The sequence below is a fragment of the Mesotoga sp. UBA5557 genome (assembly GCF_002425715.1).
Lineage (GTDB): Bacteria > Thermotogota > Thermotogae > Petrotogales > Kosmotogaceae > Mesotoga.
Window position 1 is genome coordinate 16,173 of sequence record NZ_DIMV01000042.1, and the last position, 20,245, is coordinate 36,417.

At 46.1% G+C, this 20,245-nt stretch carries 9 protein-coding genes; all 9 read left to right on the forward strand.

Annotation, left to right across the window (positions count from 1 at the left end):
• The first annotated feature begins 10 nt into the window (after positions 1-10).
• The 9 genes from B3157_RS04795 (at position 11) to B3157_RS04835 (ending at position 20,243) form a co-directional block, all read left to right on the forward strand.
• A complete protein-coding gene (locus B3157_RS04795; RefSeq protein WP_292589239.1) occupies positions 11-11,692 on the forward strand; it encodes a type II secretory pathway, component HofQ in 11,682 nt (3,893 codons plus the stop codon).
• Positions 11,689-12,516, forward strand: coding sequence for an AmmeMemoRadiSam system protein B (gene amrB, locus B3157_RS04800; protein WP_292589241.1), 828 nt, complete (start codon positions 11,689-11,691; stop codon positions 12,514-12,516). Before B3157_RS04795 ends, amrB begins: the two co-directional genes overlap by 4 nt.
• A gap of 84 nt (positions 12,517-12,600) precedes the next feature.
• The gene (locus B3157_RS04805) at positions 12,601-13,104 is read left to right on the forward strand and encodes a hypothetical protein (protein WP_292589243.1); all 504 of its coding nucleotides are present in this window, start codon (positions 12,601-12,603) and stop codon (positions 13,102-13,104) included.
• A gap of 14 nt (positions 13,105-13,118) precedes the next feature.
• Entirely contained in the window at positions 13,119-13,553 is a 435-nt protein-coding gene (locus tag B3157_RS04810) for a SoxR reducing system RseC family protein (RefSeq protein ID WP_214060210.1), read from the forward strand.
• On the forward strand, positions 13,534-15,843 hold the full coding sequence (locus B3157_RS04815; RefSeq protein WP_214078162.1) for an endonuclease MutS2: 2,310 nt from the start codon (positions 13,534-13,536) through the stop codon (positions 15,841-15,843). Before B3157_RS04810 ends, B3157_RS04815 begins: the two co-directional genes overlap by 20 nt.
• Before the next feature lie 6 nt (positions 15,844-15,849).
• Positions 15,850-16,191, forward strand: a complete 342-nt coding sequence (gene acpS, locus B3157_RS04820; RefSeq protein WP_099828950.1) for a holo-ACP synthase — start codon at positions 15,850-15,852, stop codon at positions 16,189-16,191.
• Between the two features lies 1 nt (position 16,192).
• Positions 16,193-18,190 (forward strand): NAD-dependent DNA ligase LigA, encoded by a 1,998-nt coding sequence (gene ligA / locus B3157_RS04825; RefSeq protein WP_292589246.1) that lies wholly within the window; start codon positions 16,193-16,195, stop codon positions 18,188-18,190.
• A complete protein-coding gene (locus B3157_RS04830; protein WP_292589248.1) occupies positions 18,187-19,314 on the forward strand; it encodes a cysteine desulfurase family protein in 1,128 nt (375 codons plus the stop codon). The genes ligA and B3157_RS04830 overlap by 4 nt, the downstream gene beginning before the upstream one ends.
• 56 nt (positions 19,315-19,370) lie before the next feature.
• Positions 19,371-20,243 carry a YicC/YloC family endoribonuclease gene (locus B3157_RS04835; protein WP_292589250.1) on the forward strand — a complete coding sequence of 291 codons (873 nt, stop codon included), beginning with the start codon at positions 19,371-19,373 and terminating at the stop codon, positions 20,241-20,243.
• The last annotated feature ends 2 nt before the right edge of the window (positions 20,244-20,245 follow it).

The window sequence follows — 20,245 nt, forward strand, 5'->3', positions numbered from 1 at the left end:
GGTGATTCGTGTGAGAAGAATAGCGGTCTTATTTCTAGTTCTGGGCTTCTTCTGTATTGGTTTCTCTAATCAGCTGAATTCAGTCATTCCCACTATGGATGCAGAATCTGTAACAGTGACTCTGATCTTTAAGGACAATGTCACAGATTACAATATACAATCGAATCCTTCAAGGACCATATATTCTCTGGCAATAAACGGTGTAAGCGGCAGAGATATGAATTTACCGCTTCGAATGGGTCCGGTTGAAGGTTTGTGGACCAGGCAAGATCCGAAGAGACTGTCGGTGAACGTCGCTTTGTTGATTCCAGCAATCGATGATCCAGAAGTTACGATTATGGAGAATGTTGTTACGCTTAGATTCTTTAGATCGAATATTAATGTGAATATCGAGAAATTCACTACATATGGTATGACGCTATCTACTGCGATGACATATCTTTTTTCGGAAGAAATGCTAGATCTATCGTATATCATCTCTCCAAGTGTTAGAAATGAGCAGGTTGTGGTTGGTTTCTCACTGGCCATGCCCGAAGATATTCTGAGAAATATCCTTACGTCTCTTGGAGATAGGGTCGCTTATTCCTATTTGACTGACGGAACCTTCTATCTGGGTTCGCCTGAAGAAGTTCAAGATCTTGTTAATGCCTTCTGGAAGACGTATATCGGTGTTGATTTCAATATTGAGGGGGAGACCGTTTCAGAACAGATTGAAAGGCTGAGAAAGACTCTTCCAGTAAATAGCTACATAGAGTATCTGCCGAACGAGGCTTCTTTGATGGTGTTTGGCGATCTCCAGACCCACATGAGTCTTTCTGCAGCTCTTACGAAAAACACGGTCACCAAAGAATACTCTGTCCCGTGGGAGATAACTAACGTCGATGTTGAACCGCTTACAGCATACTACGAATTGGCAAGGAGTCTTAATTCGCTGCTCTTCTCAGAAAGCCTTACCATAGTAAGTATTCCTGAGTTCAACAAGCTGATATTCTCTGGAAACGATTCTCAAGTTACGGCCCTTTATGAGTATCTCGATCTCTACAGGTTGTATTTGACCTCAGAAGATCTTGATTCGAGCAGGACAAGGGTTACATTGACTCTCCCCGACAATTTCTTCTTGATTGAGGACGTTCTGAAACTAGTAAGTGCTTCAGGGTCGGGGCTTCCTGATGACGGGACCCTCGTGGGAGCGATCTTCGGGATTCTTCAAAGCTATGCAGTTTATGAGGAACTTTCCGTTGACAGAACCTTTGAGCCTATCGGAAAAGTCACTTTCGAGCTGCCAAATTATCTAGTTCCTGTTCTGGAGAGAATCGCAGACTCTTTATCCGCAATTTCTGAAGACGTTTCATACCTCATGGTGAACTATCACCTTACAATAGAAGAGTCGATAGTAGCTCAGGTCGAACGAATTACAGGTTCAATGATCGAGCCCTTAGGCGAGAGAAAGGGTTACATCGTGAAGGGTGCTAAGAGCTCTATAGAGACTGCCGAATATCTGCTGTCGTTATTTACCGGGATTACATTTGATGACTATGATAGCACTTACCTGGAACTGAAGACCAACGATTCATATGAAGAAGTATCCAGTTTTCTTGGTACGTTCTTTGCTGCCCAAGGTCTCGTTGAGAGTGAGTACACAATTCAGCAGATTGCGGACAGACTGGTATTCATGTATGGTCCTTCAGGAATCATGGGGAGGGCCATCAACGAACTTGAACAACATGAAAGACAGATATACAGGGTGACAAGGGAATCGATTCTCGAGATCTCTCCCGAAATCTACTCTTCCGGTCTGGGGGATCTGCTCGAAACGATTCTCGTAGAAAATGAGACGGCGGATTTCATCGCTTCTGCGGGTCTTCTGGTAATCAGAGCGTATCCGGAAAGGCTTTCTGAGATAGAAGGGATCATTGAAGAGAGAATTCCCAGAATCACTGAGATGGTTGAAAGCAGGATGGCAAGTCAGGAGACTCGCCTCTCCCTCCAGATAAGGGCTATTCCCGGCTGGGATATCGAGAAGTTCAGAGCCTACCTCAGCGACTTTCTTGGACCTAGACTCTTCTCTGATATCACTCTCACAACTTCAGGCAATGGATACATAGTTATTGCAACAGAATCTGTTCTTGAAGCGGTTTCCGCTGAAGCGGAAAAACTGAGAGGATTTGAGAACCCATCGTACAGACTGGAGACATCTATCCCCTCTCTTTCCCAGTTTGAAGTCCTATTGCAAAGACTGGGTATTGCTGCGACCATAGTTCCAGTCGAGAACCAGTTCATGATTATTGGCTCCAGGGAGAACGTTGAGGAAGCATCAAGGCTTGTAAGGCAGCTGTGTAGCGGACTTCCTGTACAGGGGGACGTTTCTGAGGCTAAATTAGAGTACAAGTATGAATTCATAAATCTGCCCTATTCCGAGATTCAAGGGATCAGCGAGCTTCTGAATAAACTCAGCTTGTCAGTGGAGTTTGTAAACACACCAACCGGCGTGGCTGTTGTGGCAACTGAGGACCGCCTTGAAGATGCAATGGCAGTTATTAGTTCGATTTTGTCGAGAATTGAGACGATTGAGACCGGTCCAAAAAGCTATAGCTTAATAGATGTTGAGTTGTCCTTGGTCGGTAGCCTGGAAGAGATTCTAACCCTTCTTGGTTACGAGATTGATCTTGTGGAAACACCAGTTGGGATAATCGGAATCGGTGTCGAAACACAACTGGCTAAAGCGAAGAAGATTGTCGATGAGATTCTAAAGAAAGAACCAACTACACTTCCTCAAGAAGTAGATGCCGATAGTTCGTACCTGATAATCTCTTCTAAACCTGAGATTGCAATAGAATCTCTAAACTCAGTGATAAATGTCTTCGGTTTCGATCTCGTTATCACAGAGATCTACGACAAGATCGTTGTTGTCGGAAACAGCTTCGACCTTCAGTTGTTCAGAGGGTTGTACGGAGAGATTCTCACCTCAGAGAGTGCGGAGGGGGCTTTTGCAAGCAAAGAGATTTTGGGGGTGCCCGGTTGGGACTCTGAACGACTATTGTCGTATCTGGGAGTAGTCCTGGGAGTTGACAAGACTGCCAGCATTTCTCTCGTTCAGACCGCCAAGGGATACATCATCAACTGTCCCGAGTCAATCTTGGAAAGTGTTGAAAGGGAACTCGATAGGCTCAGGAAAATAGAAAGCCCCTTCTACTCTATAGAGCGAAGGATGCCCTCATTAAACGAACTGAATTCTCTTCTAGTGAGACTCGGAGTAATAGTCGATATTCTGAAGGTTGATGATTACTTCGTTATCATCGGTACTGAACCCAATGTTAAACAAACTATAGAGATAGTTGCCAAGCTTCTGGAGATAATCGGTGACGAGCCCGAAGTCGGTGAAACGGTATTTGAACTCTCTCAAATATCTGGCGAAGATTCTGCAGCATTTAGAGGAATATTCTCGAGCATCGGTATAGAAGTGGAGCTTCTCGACTCCCCGTCTGGTGTCTTGATTATCGGTGAACGCAAAGAAGTCGCAAAAGCAATGGAGACTTCAGAATCAATCCTTGAGAAGCGGCCGTCGACTATTGTGACGGAATCGGTGTTCGAGTTTGTTTCCGTTTCTTCTGATGAGATTGGCGATTACTCTTTGGTTCTGGAGAAAATGGGAATCAACGCTGAACTACTGTCTTCCCCCTCAGGGGCCCTCTTGATTGGTTCGTCGGAAGAGGTTTCAAAGGCCAAAACTGTAGTGCAAACGATTGTTGATCAGAAGAAGGAGATAGGTCCCTCTGAAGATACAAGGAACGTATCGACCTTCGTTAAGAAGGTAGCTGGTTGGAGCAACGAAATGCTTTCCAGCTACTTAAGAGACTATCTAGGCGAAGACCTCTATTCTCGAGTCTCGATTGCTCCTTCAGTGAGTGGATACATAATCGTTGGCCCGGCTGAACTTCTAAAGACGATAGAGGAAGAGATCGCCAGACTTGAAGCGATTCAGGACCCGCACTTCATGGTACAGCGAGCTTTACCTCCTCTTGACCAGCTGGAGCTTTTAATAGATGCTCTCGGAATAAAGGTCGGAATCATTCCTGTTGAAGACAAGTACTTAATAGTTGGAAACCGTGACAGTGTTGACAGAACCGGAAAGCTCATCGATCAGCTTATAGATGCGATCTATCCAGAAGGTGAACCCGAGGAGCAGGCGCTAGAGTCAAAAACGTTCATTTTCTTGCCTGTAAGACCTGAAGATATTGCTCCTCTGGAGATAGTAATGGAAAAGCTTGGGGTCGTATCGGAGTTCATCCAGATCTCTACAGGAGTAATTGCTGTGGGTTCTGGGGAAGAGCTTCTAAAGGCACTTGACATAGTTGAGTCGGTAATGGCTCACTCCGAAAGTGTTTCAGCAGAGCTCAGTTTGAGATTCAGATTTGTAGATGTTAGATCGGATTCGATAGCACAACTTCTCCCGATCATCGAACGGCTGAGTATTGATGTCGAACTGCTCAACACCCCTACAGGTGTTGTCGCCATTGGAGCAGAGTCTGAGCTTGAACGTGCGGAGGAGTTGATTGAGGCGATCAACTCAAGAGAATCGCAAGATGTTCCACTTCAGGATAAGTATGAGAGTTTCCTTCTTCTTCCGTTATCGTCGGGAATTACCGTTCAGTCACTAGAACCTGCCCTTGAACTTCTTAACTACAGAGTATTTGCAGTCGGGGTGGCTGACAAGATTGTCGCGATAGGTGAAGAAGAGGATCTCTTAAAGTTCAGATCTCTATATAAACAGCTTCAGGCTCAGGAAATCGAAAGGGAAGAAAGAGTGTCTCTTGACATCAAGGCCATACCGGGTTGGGATCTTGCGAGGGTAAGCGAATACCTTAGACTATTCCTTGGAGTCGACGACTTTGAGAGAATCTCAATTATGACGTCCTCCAGCGGGTTTGTTGCCCTAACTCCAATTGTCCTGGCAGAAGTAGTCAAGGCAGAGATCTCGAGACTCAGGGAATTTGAGGATCCGGCTTTCGCAGTGTTTGACAGGATACCTCCCGTCGACGATCTTGAAGGGCTTCTGGCTAGATTGGGGGTTATGGTTGATCTCGCAAAAATGGGTAGTTCCACCATTGTAATCGGTTCAGGTGAAGATGTACGACGCACAAGCCAGATAATGGAGCAGCTCTTGAAATCAGTCTCACAAGATGTGACTGTGCCTGAAGCTGTAGAATACAGAGTCGTTGATATTTCCGGGGAAGACATCGGCAGCTTCAATGCGATTCTTGAGAGACTTGCAATCGAAGTATCCTTAATCACATCCCCTTCGGGCGTTATCGCAATCGGTTCTCAAGAGGCAGTTGAGAGAACGATCATGGTAGTAGATGACATACTTAGTAGAAGAACTACAGCGCAGGTTTATGAACCCACGTACGCCTTCACGGGCATACAGAGCAGCGAGATAGATAGTTATCAGGCAATTCTTGATAAGCTTGGTGCCGGAGTAGAGCTTCTTCCTTCTGCCACCGGGGTTTTAATGATCGGTGACAGAGAAAAGGTCGAGACAGCAATCAAGACCGTCAACGCGATTCTCGAAAGAGAAGCCCTGGTTGCTGAAACCGAAGGAGAGAAGGGGCGAGTTTCAAACGTAGCTGCAGTTGTGCCGGGCTGGAACGATGCAAAATATGCCAGCTACTTCATGGACTTCCTTGGCGAGGACGATTTCTCTAGGATCTCAATCACTCCTTCGTCCAGTGGCTATATCGTTGTCGGTCCGCTGGAAGTTATCTCGAGATTGGTTGCGGAAGCCGATCGTCTGGCAGGGATCGAAGATCCGTTCTTTGTCATAGAAACCTCACTTCCTGCAATAGACCAGCTGGACACTCTTCTTGAACGGCTGGGACTTAAGGTGACGATACTACCGGTCGGAGACAAACACCTTGTCGTTGGCATGAAGGAGAGTGTAGAGAAGACAGTCGAATTGATCAAGATGCTGAGAAACGGTCTTGAGGCTCCACTGACCTCGAGAAAATACGACTACATAATAATGCCTGCAAGCGAAGGCACATTCGAGACGATCAGACAAGTACTTTCGGAACTGAAGATAGACGCTACTGCTTTGAGCTTTGGAAGCAACGTGATAATTGTCGGATACGGTGAGGACCTTGAAAATGCAGCGAGCGTCGTAAAATCGATAAATGATCGAACCGTCATACTTGAGACCGACAAGGAACTCAAGTACGCTTTCACTGACATTCCAAACGACAGGATCGGCGAGTTCACTGCCATACTTGAGAGTCTCAGACTAGATGTTGAGCTTCTCTCATCTCCTTCCGGCGTTGTTCTGGTTGGAACCGAAGAGGAGTCGACAAAGGCGATAGAAGTTATCCATTCGGTGCTTTCAAGGTCGGAAGAAGATGAGACGGTCGAATCTAGATTCTTCAACAACCCTGCCGGCTGGGAAGATGGCAAGCTAGTTTCATACTTGAGGGGTTATTTGGGAGAAAAAGAATGGGCAAAGGTAAGCGTAACACCGGTCCAGTCAGGTTATCTCATTGTGGGCCCCACGGCAATTCTTGACAGAATAAGCACCGAAACAACCAGGCTTTCAGGTCTTGAGAGACCTCACTACGAGATAGTTGAGTCCGTTCCTTCTATTCAGAATCTGCAGAGTATGCTGGAGAAGATGGGACTTGCAGTTACGGTTGTTACCGTTGATGGAAGGTCGATGGTGATAGGTCCGGAAAGCGATGTTCGTTCTACCGTAAGAGTCTTCGGCGAACTTGCTGAAGGCATAGTGCTTCCCAAGGGCGATGAACCTGACATCTTTGCATTTGTGGAAATCCCAACTGAGGAGACCGACAGTTTCAGAGCGATCTTCTCTAGGCTGGGTATTCGTATTGATCTTCTGAATACGCCAACCGGAGTAATAGCGGTCGGCCAAAAGGAAAACGTCAAGAAGGCCGAAGAGACTATTAGCTCGATACTCTCGCGAAGAGAGGTTCAGGTTGTTGACGGCGAACAGAGTTATCTGGTTGTCGAAGTTCGTGACGGATTTGATCTTGCAGCTGCCCAATCAGTCAAATCGGCGTTCAACATAAACGTCTATCCTCTTTCTGTAGCCGGGAGACTTGTAGTGATCGGAGCAGAGAAGGAGATTGAAAGATTCGTACAGATAAGGAACGATATTATCAGCGAACACAAAGTCACAGTTATAGTTCCTCGTGAAGTTACCATCGAAGAACTCGATGGGATAATTAACACGCTTGGCCTTGAAATCTCCGTTCTCGAGATTCGGGGCAGCTTCGTCGTTTACGGTAAGGAGGGAGAGATCGAACAGGTAAGGGACATTCTTAACCGCCTAACTTCCGATAAACCGTCCGAGAAGTCGCAAGAAATGCGCATCTTCAGTGGGATAGGCCATAGTACTGATTTCCTGAATCAGCTTCTGTCAAGTATGAACTCCTCTCTAGTCGTTTTCGGAGAGGGAGACAGAATAGTGGTCGTTGGAAACGAAGAGGATATTGTTGTCTTTGAGAGTCTTCTCAAGGAGATGGGGTCGGCGCCGACGGCGGAGAGCCTTACGGCACAGTTCTTCCCGAAACTCGAAGGCTGGAGTGGCGAGACTCTCTCTGATTTCTTCATGGCGATGAGCTTTGCCGTGAAGGTATTCCACGAGAGTAGTCAAGGCTACCTTCTAATAGGTCCCGAAGATCAGCTTGCGGAAATACCGGCTTTGATGGACGGTCTCGAGTTGAAGACGAAGAAGCTGACTACCCTATATACTATTCCATCCGGGATGACGTTTGAGGAGTTACGGGAGATACTAGTTTCCGCCGGTTTCAACCTCTCCTATACAAAGCTGGGGCAAAGCATGTCCGTATCGGGTCTCGAAGAGGATGTTAATATGGCTGTTGCTCTACTTGATGAAGTTATTCGAAGCGGGCTAGGAAAAGGAGTCTCCTATAGACTTGCGAAACTTCCTGCCGAACTAACTCTCGAAAAGTTTGAGAGGATTCTGAGCGACATGGCTCTCAGTATTTCAGCTGTTCAAGTTGACGGGGAAGTGATGTTAATTGGCCCCGATAGTGACTTAAGAACGGCAAAAGAGATAGTTGAATACCTAACTCCAGAGGATCCTGCGGTCGATGAGAAGAGAGTGTACTCAATAGTCCCGTTGGGTGATGGGCTTTCGCTAGCCGAAATGGCGGCCCTTGTTGAGAGTCTATCGCTCAATGTCCAGATTCTTCCAGTCGGTGGAGACGTGGTTTCGGTTGGTACCCAGAGTAATGTTGACCGCTTCAGAGAATTGGTGAGTTCGGTCTCTGCAACATTGGGAATAGGGAAATTCGAGAGCCCCGAATACGAAATCGTTGAGCTAGTAGAAGAGATTTCTTTGGGGCAGTTCAGAGAGCTTCTTTCCTCTCTCAATATACCTGTAAAGATCGTAGAAGTAGCGGATTACATTGTGTTCATTGGTTCAGGAGAAAACAACGCAAGAGCAGTTGAGCTCTTCTCAAAGTTTGAAAAAGAGGATCAAGAACCTGAAACTGACGAGATCGAATTCGCTACGATCTCCTTGCCGGAGGGTTTCGATCTCAGTTCACTGGAGGCTGTGTTAGATAAGCTAAGGTTCAGTGTGGATCTGGATTCAGTAGGCAACGTTCTGCTTCTTATCGGAACCAGAGAATCGATAGAGAACGCTCTGGCACTTGTGGAAAGGCTCGTTCAGGTGTCTACCGGCGATTCGGGAGAGAAGAGTGAATTTGAAATTCTTGATCTTGAAGACGAAGTCTCATCGAACTTGCTTAATCAGCTCTTCAGGTTGATCGGCGTCAAAGTGGAGATTCTTGAAAGCGATACTGCGCTTGTGTTTGTCGGAACTAGAACGGATCTGGAGATAGCCGTCGATGTCTACAACTCACTTGGAAAAACTGTCGAGGCAGACGAAGGTCCGCTGTCTTACACAATTACCATCCTTCCAAGGAATCTGACGCCCGGGCAGCTTGAGATTGCCTTCGAGTCGATTCAGATACCGGTTGGTATTATTGAAGCAGGTGACTATGCGATTATCGTCGGAACCAAGCCCTCCCTTGCGAGAGCTCAAGAGTTGATTTCCTCTCTACGGATAGGGATAGATTCGATGGGAACTTCTGCCGATGGATCTATCTCTTATAAGACCTTTGTGCAGCCGGATGGAACGCAAGTCGATCAATTCGAGACGATTGCGGGGTTGATGGAACTGAAGCTCAAATTTGAACCGGTCGGAGACATGGTCTTCATGATAGGTACGGGCGAGGATATTGCTGAATTCGAGGAGGTTATAGGCGGTCTTACAAGCGAGAAAGCAGGGATTGTAAATGAATCAAGGTTCGCAAAGAGACTCTCCGGAATCGATGCAGAAACTCTTAATGCGTATCTTGAGGCAAAAGCGATTTCTCTTTCTGGAGTCTTCGATGTGAGCGGTGGTTATTTGCTAATTGGAACCCGCGAATCAGTCGACGAAGCACAGGCCGTGATAGACTACCTGGTTAACAACCAGCAGGTCCACTTCGCTTATATTGATTTACCTGCCAGTATAACTCCTGAGATTCTTCAAGCTATGGTTAGCGATCTTCTCCTGGAGGTATCCGTTGTTCAAATCACACCATCTAGGTACATGATAGTCGGTAACTTTGATGATGTAGCAGCACTGAAAGAGGTACTTGTCAAAGCAGTAACTGTAGAGGCTAAATTCCTGTCCTATTCCCTTATCACAGTAGGGCAAGCCTTCTTAGAGGATCTAGAGAGCGTCTATTTTGCTCAGGGGAGCCAAAGATCAGGAATGGCTAGCCTTGAGGAGGCTCTTGAGAACATTGGTGTATCTGTCTTCATCGGTAGGTTCGATACTCGCCTCCTCTTGGTAGGAGAGAGTGACCACGTTGACTTCGCGAGAGAGCTTATTTCAGAGCTGAATCGGAATGCGGACAGCAAGGAAGCATCAGAGCAAATTAACATCGAAGACCTTCCTCCTGTTAGCGGCTGGAGCACAGAACAAGTCACACAGTTCCTGGAAGCCGCGGAAATTCAGCTGAAATCAATCATTGAATACTCAGGAAGACTCATTGGAATTGGGACTCAGGTCGAACTTGAGAACGCTAGGGCAGCACTGAACATACTCGCTGTTGATTCTAAAAGAGAGTCGGTGAGGATCGAGAAGAGCCTCGTCACACAGGCCCAGTTAGCGGAACTGATCTTCAAACTGGGTCTCGAAATCGAATTTGTCGACCTAGATCGGCAGTGGTTGCTTATAGGTGATCCTGAGTCTCTAATGGTAATTACCAGGACAGTCGAGGAGGCAGCTGCCGATAGGGAGATTTCGAGATACATAACCGATCTCACGGTGAATCCTGAGGAACTGGCCTCTCTCTTAAGAGAATCGATCGAGGGTATCACGGTTCAGACATTCACCGAACTTCAGATGCTGCTGATAAAATCGAAGAGTTCAGCTCTCCTTGATATGGCCGAAAAGATGATCAAAGAGGTCCAGGAGTCGAGAAAGGCAGTAGATCCGCTGGAAAGGGGAGTAGTGGTTGAGGGAAAGCTTGTCCAGATAAATGTCGCCAATCAGGATCTGGAAGAGTTGTTGAGACTAGTGGCCGACAAGCTTCAAATCTCGCTCCTTTTCATTGACGACATAAATGAGAGGATCACCATGTCTGTCAAGGATCTCACATGGGAAGCTCTTACCAGAGTAATAAATGCCACGAAGCCGGTTGAGATAAGCAGAATCGATGATATCTATGCGGTGACAAAGAAGGAGCAGAAGGCCGGTGAAGAACCGACCGATGTTGAACTAGTCTATCGTGTTTACCACAATGTTGAAGAAGTAACAAGGCTTATAGAGTTCTATGGAGGTGAAGTTCTCTCAGATCCGGTGAACGGATATATAGTAGTCAGAGGCCTGGCCAAATCAAGAGTTGATAATATCTTTGACGAAATTGGATCCGATCTCTCGCGTCCTAAAAAGCAGGTACGAATCGAAACAAGGCTCGTGGATAAATCGCTTGTTGATGATATTCAGAGGGAGTTCAAGACGGCAATAGGGATTAACACTCCTGAGATTCTCATTGAAAGCGGTTCGATAGATCTCGACTTCAAAATCATCGACTATCTTGATTTTACGAAACTGATAGACGATATCGTAAATACGGCAGTCGTGAAGATCGGGGCAGACCTGAGCAATAGGGACACCGATTCCGACCTTATCTCCAGTCCTTCGATAGTCTCAATGAGTGGTCAGGAAGCGAAGATTCATATCGGGGACACCATTCCCTACCTGGTTCGAACAATCGAGTACGTAGATGGTAATCCCGTAGAGATCGAGACTATCGAGTATCTGAACACAGGAGTCGAATTAAGAATTACTCCAACTGTCAATGATGACGGCAAGATACTTCTCGATCTCTTTATAAAAGTCAGCGAGCCCGAGAAGTATCAGGACGGAACGCGAACGCTATATGGTGAGAAGACGAGAGAAGCAAACAGCAGACTGATTATTTCGAACGGCAATACATTGACGATCGGTGGACTTGTTGCAAACAAGGATACTGTAACCGTTAATAAGATGCCTTTCTTGAGCGATTTGCCGTTTATCGGTAAGTTATTTACTACCGAAAACAGAACGTCTGATAAGAGAGAGCTGGTTATCTTCATCACAGCGGAGGTGGTAGAGCCGTGAAAAGGAGCCCCGTTGTCAGCGGCAAGTTCTACGCAGATGACAGTGAGGACCTCAAGAGCCAGATCAAGAATTGCTTCTTTCATCCGATAGGACCAGGGAGTCTCCCTAAGAATCCTGGAAAATCTGAAAGCTCAGTTGGTCTGGTAGTGCCGCATGCGGGGTACATGGCAAGCGGTCCGGTTGCTGCCTGGAGCTATTGGAAGTCGTATTCTCTAATTACCCCTTCAACGGTAATAATTATCGGTCCCAATCATACCGGCCTTGGGACGAGGCTATCTCTGTGGAATGAAGATTCTTGGGACACACCTCTGGGTGAAGTAGAGATAGATAAAGAGCTTGGGAAGTCAATCATGACTATGTCTAGCGGACTTGTGGTATCTGACACGGCGGCCCACCTGTACGAACACTCTATAGAAGTCCAGCTGCCGTTCCTGCAGTTTCTGTACAGTGACTTCAGAATCGTGCCGATAATTATGACTGATCAGAGACTGGAAGTGGCATTAATGGTTTCCGGGCTGCTAAGGAAGATCCTGAGCGAGAAGAGTAACCTACTGATAATCGCTTCCTCAGATCTGAATCACTACGAGTCTCACGAAACAACTATGGAGAAAGACAGGAGACTCGTGAATCTTGTCAAGGAGAGGAAGTACGCAGAGGCATACGAGATATCCAGAAGCGAGCGAATCACCGCCTGTGGTCTAGGACCTATGGTGGCGGTTAGAGAAACCTTTGAATCGATGGATATACTATGCAACACGACGAGCGGTGAAGTCATCGGAGACAGGTACAGAACTGTCGGTTATCTTGCTGCCTTGCTTAAGTGAGTTACAAAATCAAATAGATCCATGTTTGGCCTTCGGTACGTCATAAAAACACATGCTATAATCTCGATGAACTGGAGGTGTCTTGTGAAAGCGATAATGGTGTTCCTGATGGTAATCGTATTGGGTTCCATGGGTTTTTCTTCGTTAATTATAGATGGAATTCACTACTCTGGTATAGAGTCGGAAAGTGATATGCTGATCTATGACGGAATAAACGCAGCATATGTCATTAGCCAGATAGGGAAGAACTCATTTGAAATTGGAGGAAACTTCTCCTTCATTTCCTCCGCTTCCTCGGAGCTATTCTATAAGAGCGGTCATTTCAACACGGTTCTTAAAGCCTTTGTTGGCCATGCATACGATCTTACAGAGGAATCGGCCGCCGGGTTAAGAGTTGTCTCTCGGGTTGGCCTTATGGCTGCAAACTTTGAAAAGTTCGGAGTCTTCTTCTCGATCACTCCCGTCGTTTACGTTAGAGTTGGCTTTCTTTCCTTCGGAGTTGCGGCGGGCCTTGAGTTAGAGCAGTTCTTCGGAACGAAAACACTTCCAGTTGTTCATGCAGGCGGTGAGATTACTTACCGTTTCTAGCGGAGGTTGTCGATATGAGAGAGTTGGCCGTTGTTAAGGAGCTAAAAGGAGATACGGTGCTCCTGGAAAAGGCGCGAACCGAAGCATGTTCTACATGCGGTTCTAAGAGTAATTGCGGCGTTTCTTTGGGCGATAAGAAAGTTACCATAAAGGCCTTAAGGAATGGTGTAGAAGTCGATCCAGGGGATACTGTGGAAATAGAGACAGGGAAGCTAAACGCAACTAGGGTCTCGATGATTGTTTATGGAATACCCTTAGCCGTCTTCCTGGTTACTTTGATTGTGACGAACATCATTCTCAATTCTGAAGGATTGGCCCTAGGAGCAGCTTTTGCTTCAATTGTGGTCGTGTACGCGCTGATTGCAGTTTACGACAGAAGAAACAGGGAGAAGCTTATGCCAAAGATTATTAGAAGGGTGGAGTTACCGGATGGATTCCTTGTTCGATGAAGATGCGCTGCGACTTCTGGAGTTTGACTGCGTTCTGGAAGATATTTCTAAGAAGGCGATTTCAAGGTACGGTAGAGAGAGAATCAAATCTCTTAGGCCATTAGTAGATGACACAGACTTACTCTACAGAAGAGCGAGCGAGTTCAGTATTATTCTTCAAAATGAGGGGGAGCCACCTTTTTCAGTCTTTCACGATCTAAGTGATTATATCAACAGGGTGAAACGAGGTTTCAGCCTTGGCTGTGAAGAGCTTTACAGAAGTGCCGTTACCATGGAGAACATCTGTCGGCTCAAGGAATTCTTTGAACGAGTCTCTTCGGAGTTTACTGCTGTGGGCGAAGTTGTTGCTCTTCTTGGGTGTGAACGTGGGTTTATAAACGAAGTCAAGAAGAAGATCTCGGAAGACGGGCAGATAAAGGACAGTGCCTCTCCAGCCTTGAAGGAAATCAGAAACGAACTCAAGTCACTTACCAGAAACCTGAGAGGAAAGCTTGATTCTATAATGAACAGGTATAAAGACGGGCTCACAGACAGTCTAGTGCTGAGTAGAGAAGGTCGTTATGTCTTGCCGTTGTCTGCGAGCAAGAAGAATGAGTATCAGGGAGTGATTCATGGCTCTTCTGGAAGTGGGGCGACCGTCTATTTCGAGCCACAAGAGCTGATTGCTCTTAATGATTCGATGAGGATTCTGCAATCGAGAGAAGAAGAGGAGATAAGAAGGATACTTAGAGAACTGACGACTTACTTCTTCAATACCTTTGAAAGGCTTGAACCTTCACTGGAAGCGCTTGGAATCCTTGATGCTCTTTTCGCAGCGTGCAGATATGCCAAGAAGAGGAATGGAGTTTTTATTGGACCTTCGTCATCGGGTCGCTTCTTCCTGAAGGACGTCAGACATCCTATGATCGATGACGAGAAGGTAGTTCCAATAACATTTACTATGGAAGAGGGAATCAATGGAGTTTTCATTACCGGACCCAACACCGGCGGGAAAACAGTAGCGATGAAGACAATAGGTCTCTCTGTAATACTTATGCTCTGTGGTCTTCCCGTTCTTGCTGATCAGACATCAGAGATCCCGCTTTTCAAGAAGCTTTTTGCAGACATTGGAGATGAGCAATCGATAGAGCAGAGTCTAAGCACGTTCTCATCTCATGTATCCAGGATAATCCGCATTATTGAGAATGCCGACGGTGACTCTTTAGTTTTGCTTGATGAATTGGGGGCGGGAACTGATCCGGTAGAGGGATCGGCACTTTCGATTGCGATAGTTGAGAGGCTTTTGGAAAAGTCGAAATTGATCCTCACAACACATCTGACACCAATTAAGCTCTATGCTATGGAGCGTTCCGACATTCTTAATGCGAGCGTAGAATTTGATGTTGCCAGTCTTAGACCAACGTATAGGCTCTTGATGGGAATTCCCGGTTCCTCAAATGCGATAGAGGTTTCAAAGAGACTTGGACTTGCACCGGATATTATCGAAAGAGCTCGATCATATATTGATAGTGATGCAAGAAATCTCGAGGCAGTAATAGGGAAGCTTCATATAGAGAGGTCGACTCTAGAAGAGGAACGAAGAGAACTTCAGAGGACGAAGAAGAATCTTGAATCCAAGAGCAGCGAATTTGAAGACAAGCTTTCAATGATTAAGGAAAAGCGGTATGGAGAGATCAGCAGAGAGATCGCCGAGCTTGAGGAAAGACTAGGATCTGTAATAAAGGAAATTGAACGGGCTATTAGCATGTCAAGATCTTCAAATGAAAGAGACAAGGTTACCGCGGTCAAGAGACTTAATGAGCTTAGAAGTGAATTAAAGCGTTTCGGAAGTTCTTCATGTGATGACGGTGATTTTGAGATACCCGAAATCGGCGATACCGTTACGCTTATAGATAGTGGAGCAGAAGGAATCGTCAGTGCAGTCGATGGAGATAGAGTTGTAATTGACTCAGGTAAGATTACGCTGAAGGTCCCGTTTTCAAGAGTGAAAATCATCGGAAGATTGAAGTCGGAATCAGATGCCTCTTCTCTCGAGTATGTCAGTGAGAGTATGACTCAGGAGATCGATATAAGGGGAAGTGTCACTGAAGACGTTCCTATTATCATTGACAATTTTCTCCAGACTCTCAAGATAAATGGAACAAAGCAGGGTTGCATAATTCATGGAAAAGGCACTGGAAAACTGGCCGAAGGAGTATGGAGTTACTTGAGACGCTCAAAGAAAGTTAAGAGCTTCAGGATTGGTGCACCTTCAGAAGGCGGTAGCGGAGTCACGGTTGTGGAGGTATAAGCAAGAATGAAAGCTGGAATCGACATAGTCAAGATCTCACGAATGTCTGAAGCCGTGGCAAACAGGGTACTCGGAAGGCAAGAGAAAGATGTCTTTGATTCTCTTGGAAATGAACGGAGAAAGATGGAGTTTGCAGCTGGGCGTTTCGCCGCAAAGGAGGCCTTCGTCAAGGCATCCGGGCGTAGAGACCTTGAGTTCTCGAAAATCCAGTTTCTCGTTGATGAAAAGGGATGCCCGATTCCATCCGAGGAACTGAAGAAGCTGCTGGGTGGCGAAGATCTGACTGTAAGCATTTCTCATGAGCGGGAGTATGCGGTGGCAGTTGTAATACTCTTTGGGAGGGGCTAACGTGATTCCATTCGATGAGGCTAAGAAGAGAGTCGACGAACTGAGAAAAGAGATCGATTATCATGCTCACAGGTACTACGTTATGGATGATCCAGAGATATCTGACTCTGAATACGACAGGCTGATGGATGAGTTAACCGAACTTGAAGAACGTTATCCAGAACTGAAGACACCTGATTCACCAACTGTTCGTGTTGGCCTGAAGCCGATCGACTCTTTCAAGGAAGTGATTCATGAGCACAGGTTGTTTTCCCTGGACAATACTTACTCAGAGGCCGAGGTATTGCAGTTCGATAAGAGGGTGAGAGAATCACTTGGCATTGAAAGAGTTCAATACATGTGTGAGCTGAAGATCGATGGCCTGTCAATATCGCTTAAGTATCAAGACGGGTTGCTTGTGAGAGGAGCAACAAGGGGGAATGGTTTTGTCGGCGAGGACGTCACCGAAAACATAAAGGCGATCAAATCGATACCTCTCAGACTCAGAAAGAGTCTTTCGATTGAACTGAGAGGAGAAGTATATCTCCCGAAAGACGTCTTCAATGACCTTAACAGAGCCCGAATAGAAGACGGTCTTCAGCCCTTTGCAAATCCTCGCAATGCGGCAGCTGGAACTCTCAGACAACTTGATCCCAGAGAAGTGTCAGGGAGGAGACTGAGTGCCTTCTTCTACCAGATAGTGGAGCCAGAAAGGTTTCGGCTTGAAAAGCAGAGCCAGCAGCTGGAGCTGTTGAAGACTATTGGAATGAAAATTGAGCCGAATTTCAAGACTGTAGACGGCACGGAGGGCGTAATCGAATTCTGGAAGACGTGGTCTGGGCTGAAATCTACACTGAACTATGCTGTTGACGGGGTGGTTGTCAAGGTGGACGATCTACATTATCAGGAGGAACTGGGATACACTACGAAAGCGCCCAGGTGGGCCATAGCCTTCAAATTTCCGGCGGAACAAGCAACGACAAGACTTATAAGTCTTAACCTCAGTGTCGGTCGGCTAGGCACTATAACGCCTGTTGCTGAACTCGAACCCGTTCAACTGGCCGGAACAACCGTTAGACGGGCAAGCATGCACAATTTCGACTTTGTCAGGGAGAGGGACATCAGAATCTTGGATACAGTTGTTGTAGAGAAGGCTGGGGAGATTATTCCACAGATCGTTAAGAGTATTCCTGATAAGAGATCAGGTGTAGAGAAGCCAATAGAACCTCCTTCCGAGTGCCCAATTTGCAAAGGACCGGTTGGCAAAGAGAGAGAAGAGGACGTTGCTTTGAAGTGTCTTAATCCCTCTTGCCCCGCTAAGGTGGGTAGGAGAATACAGTTCTTCTGTTCCAGAGAGGCCATGGACATCGAGGGCCTTGGTGAAAAGCTAGTCGAGCGTATTGTTGAATCGGGCCTTGTGAAGAGCCCGTCCGATCTCTACAAACTGACAAAAGAAGATCTTTTGGCTCTTGGAGAAAGGATAGGGGAGAAGATGGCGGACAATCTCATCAAGGCAATTAATAAGAGCACGAATAACCCGCTATTCAAGGTTATAACTGGGCTTGGTATTCCAGGAGTAGGATCCAAACTTGCGAAGGATCTTGCTAACAGCTTCGGAAGTTTAAGAGCCCTCATGTCTGCAAGTGAAAAGGATCTGAAAGCAGTTTCGGGAATAGGCGATCAGTTGGCCTCAGAAATAAGAAAGCATCTATCTGCTCAATCCGTGAGAGAAGAGATCGAAGAATTGATGAGATTCGTCAATACACAAGATGAAAGTCGTGATGGTCCAAAGCCGCTGAAGGGTATGAAATTCGTGGTAACGGGAACTCTTCCCGGCTATTCTAGAAAGGAAATTCAGGAGAGGATTGTTGAACTGGGAGGAGAGGTTATGTCTTCGGTTTCGAAGAATACCGATTACGTTCTTGTCGGGAATAACCCAGGGTCGAAAGCGGAGAAGGCTCGTTCTCTCGGAACGCAGATAATTGATGAGGAGGAATTTGAGGAGATGGTAAGATCTTGATTCGTTACTTTGACAACAATGCTACTACTCAAATGGAGTCTGATCTTGCCGAACTGATGGCAAGTCTTTGTATTGAAGAGTACGCTAATCCGAATTCTATGCATACCTTTGGTGTGAAGCAGTCAAGAATGTTGGAGGAGGCGCGTGCAAGGGTGGCCTCATGTCTCTCTTGCAATTCCAGCGAAATCTTCTTTACTTCTTGTGCGACCGAGACGATAAACTGGATCTTGAGGTCCACGGTCTTCTTCAGGGGGAAGAAGAAGAAGATCGTGACAACTTCAATCGAGCATAAGGCCGTTCTCAATACACTCAAAGATCTTAAGGCAATTCTCGATATCGACTATGTCGAGATTCCGCCCGAAAGCAACGGAATAGTTGAGGCCGAGAAGCTCCTAAGAGAAGTAGATGACGAGACCTTTCTCGTTTCTGTAATGGCTGTGAATAACGTAACAGGCGCGATCCAGCCTTTCGAGGAGATAGGCAGAGAGTTAGTTGGTCTAGATCTTCTCTATCACGTCGATGCTGTACAGACAATCGGGAAGATTCCCTTCACTCCGGAATCCTCGTTTTGCGATTACGCTTCGTTCTCTTCTCACAAATTTCACGGACCGAAAGGCGTTGGAATCGCCTTCGTCAAACGGGGATCTCCAATCAAACCTATGCTCACAGGAGGAAATCAGGAAAGAGGTTTGCGCTCCGGTACACAAAACGTGCCCGGCGTCTTAGTGACTTCGATAGCGATGCAAAGAGCTCTAGATTGTATGGAGAAAGCATCCGGAATAACGAAAGACTTTCAGAATCGAATATCTAGAGCTGTTGTTGAGCTAGGAGGATATATCAATACTCCTGAGTGCTCCATCTGCAACACAGTAAATGCATCTTTCGGCGGAATAAGATCAGAAGTTTTGGTTAATGCTTTATCAGAAGAAGGCGTTTTTGTTGGTACCTCTTCGGCTTGTTCTTCAAGAAATGATGGAGGTCAATATGTTCTAGATGCGATGGGAATAAGTCCATCGATTGCCTCGGGATCAATAAGAATAAGTATGTCAAGATTCACAACAGAGGAAGATGTGGAGGATTTGATAGAAAAACTGAAGAAAACGATTCCTCTTTTGAAATTCTAGCCACAAACGGTTATAATTGACTGTAGTTAGATTTAATTGCCTTTGAGGTGATATAGTTGCTCAGGAGCATGACCGGATATGCGAGGGTCGAAAAGGCTCTTCGCGGCGTAAACGCATTCGTGGAACTGAAAACAGTCAATTCGAAGTATTTGAATGTCGATATAAACATAGGAGATGCTTTCTCTGAGCTAGAAATGAGAGCAAGTAGGTTTATAAAGGAAAACCTCAAGAGAGGGACGGTAAGAGCAAAGATCGACATATCTCTTGCGGACAGCGATGATCTTCTCCAGCCTGACTATGGTATAGCCTTCTCGATTTTCAACTCTCTGAAAACGATTAAGGACCGTTTTGAACTAGCCGGTGAGGTTTCTGTCGATTCGATGGCCAGGTTCAAGGAGATTTTCAGGAGCAGACCTTCTGAAGACCTCGCAGACAAAATTTGGAGTGTTATTGAAGAACTGCTTATTGAAGCTTTGGATCAGCTCAACGCAGACAGAGAAAGGGAGGGACAGAACCTTGCTCTAGCGATGAGCGAGTATCTTAATAGACTTGAAGTTATTGCTAATGAGCTTCTTACTAGTTCTGAGGACATGGTTCTGTACTATCGCGACTTCCTGAAGAAGAGAATCGAGACGATTATTGAAGGTCAGTTTGACGAGAATAGATTGGAGCAGGAGGTAGCGCTTCTAGCTGAAAGGGCCGATATATCGGAGGAAATCGTAAGGTTGCACTCTCATCTGAAGTCGTTCAGGGGAGTTATGCGAACTGACAAAGAGAGTGGAGTGCAGATGGACTTCATTTGCCAGGAGATGCATCGAGAGCTTTCAACCATTGCATCGAAATCGAAGAAGCTTGCGATAACCAATCTTTCCATCGAAGGTAGAACACTGGTCAATAAGCTTAGGGAACAAGTTCAGAACATAGAGTAGGA

Coding starts and splice junctions, on each gene's coding strand:
- B3157_RS04810 (WP_214060210.1), top strand. CDS start 13,119: ATGAGAGAGTTGGCCGTTGTTAAGGAGCTAAAAGGAGATACGGTGCTC.
- acpS (WP_099828950.1), top strand. CDS start 15,850: ATGAAAGCTGGAATCGACATAGTCAAGATCTCACGAATGTCTGAAGCC.
- B3157_RS04815 (WP_214078162.1), top strand. CDS start 13,534: ATGGATTCCTTGTTCGATGAAGATGCGCTGCGACTTCTGGAGTTTGAC.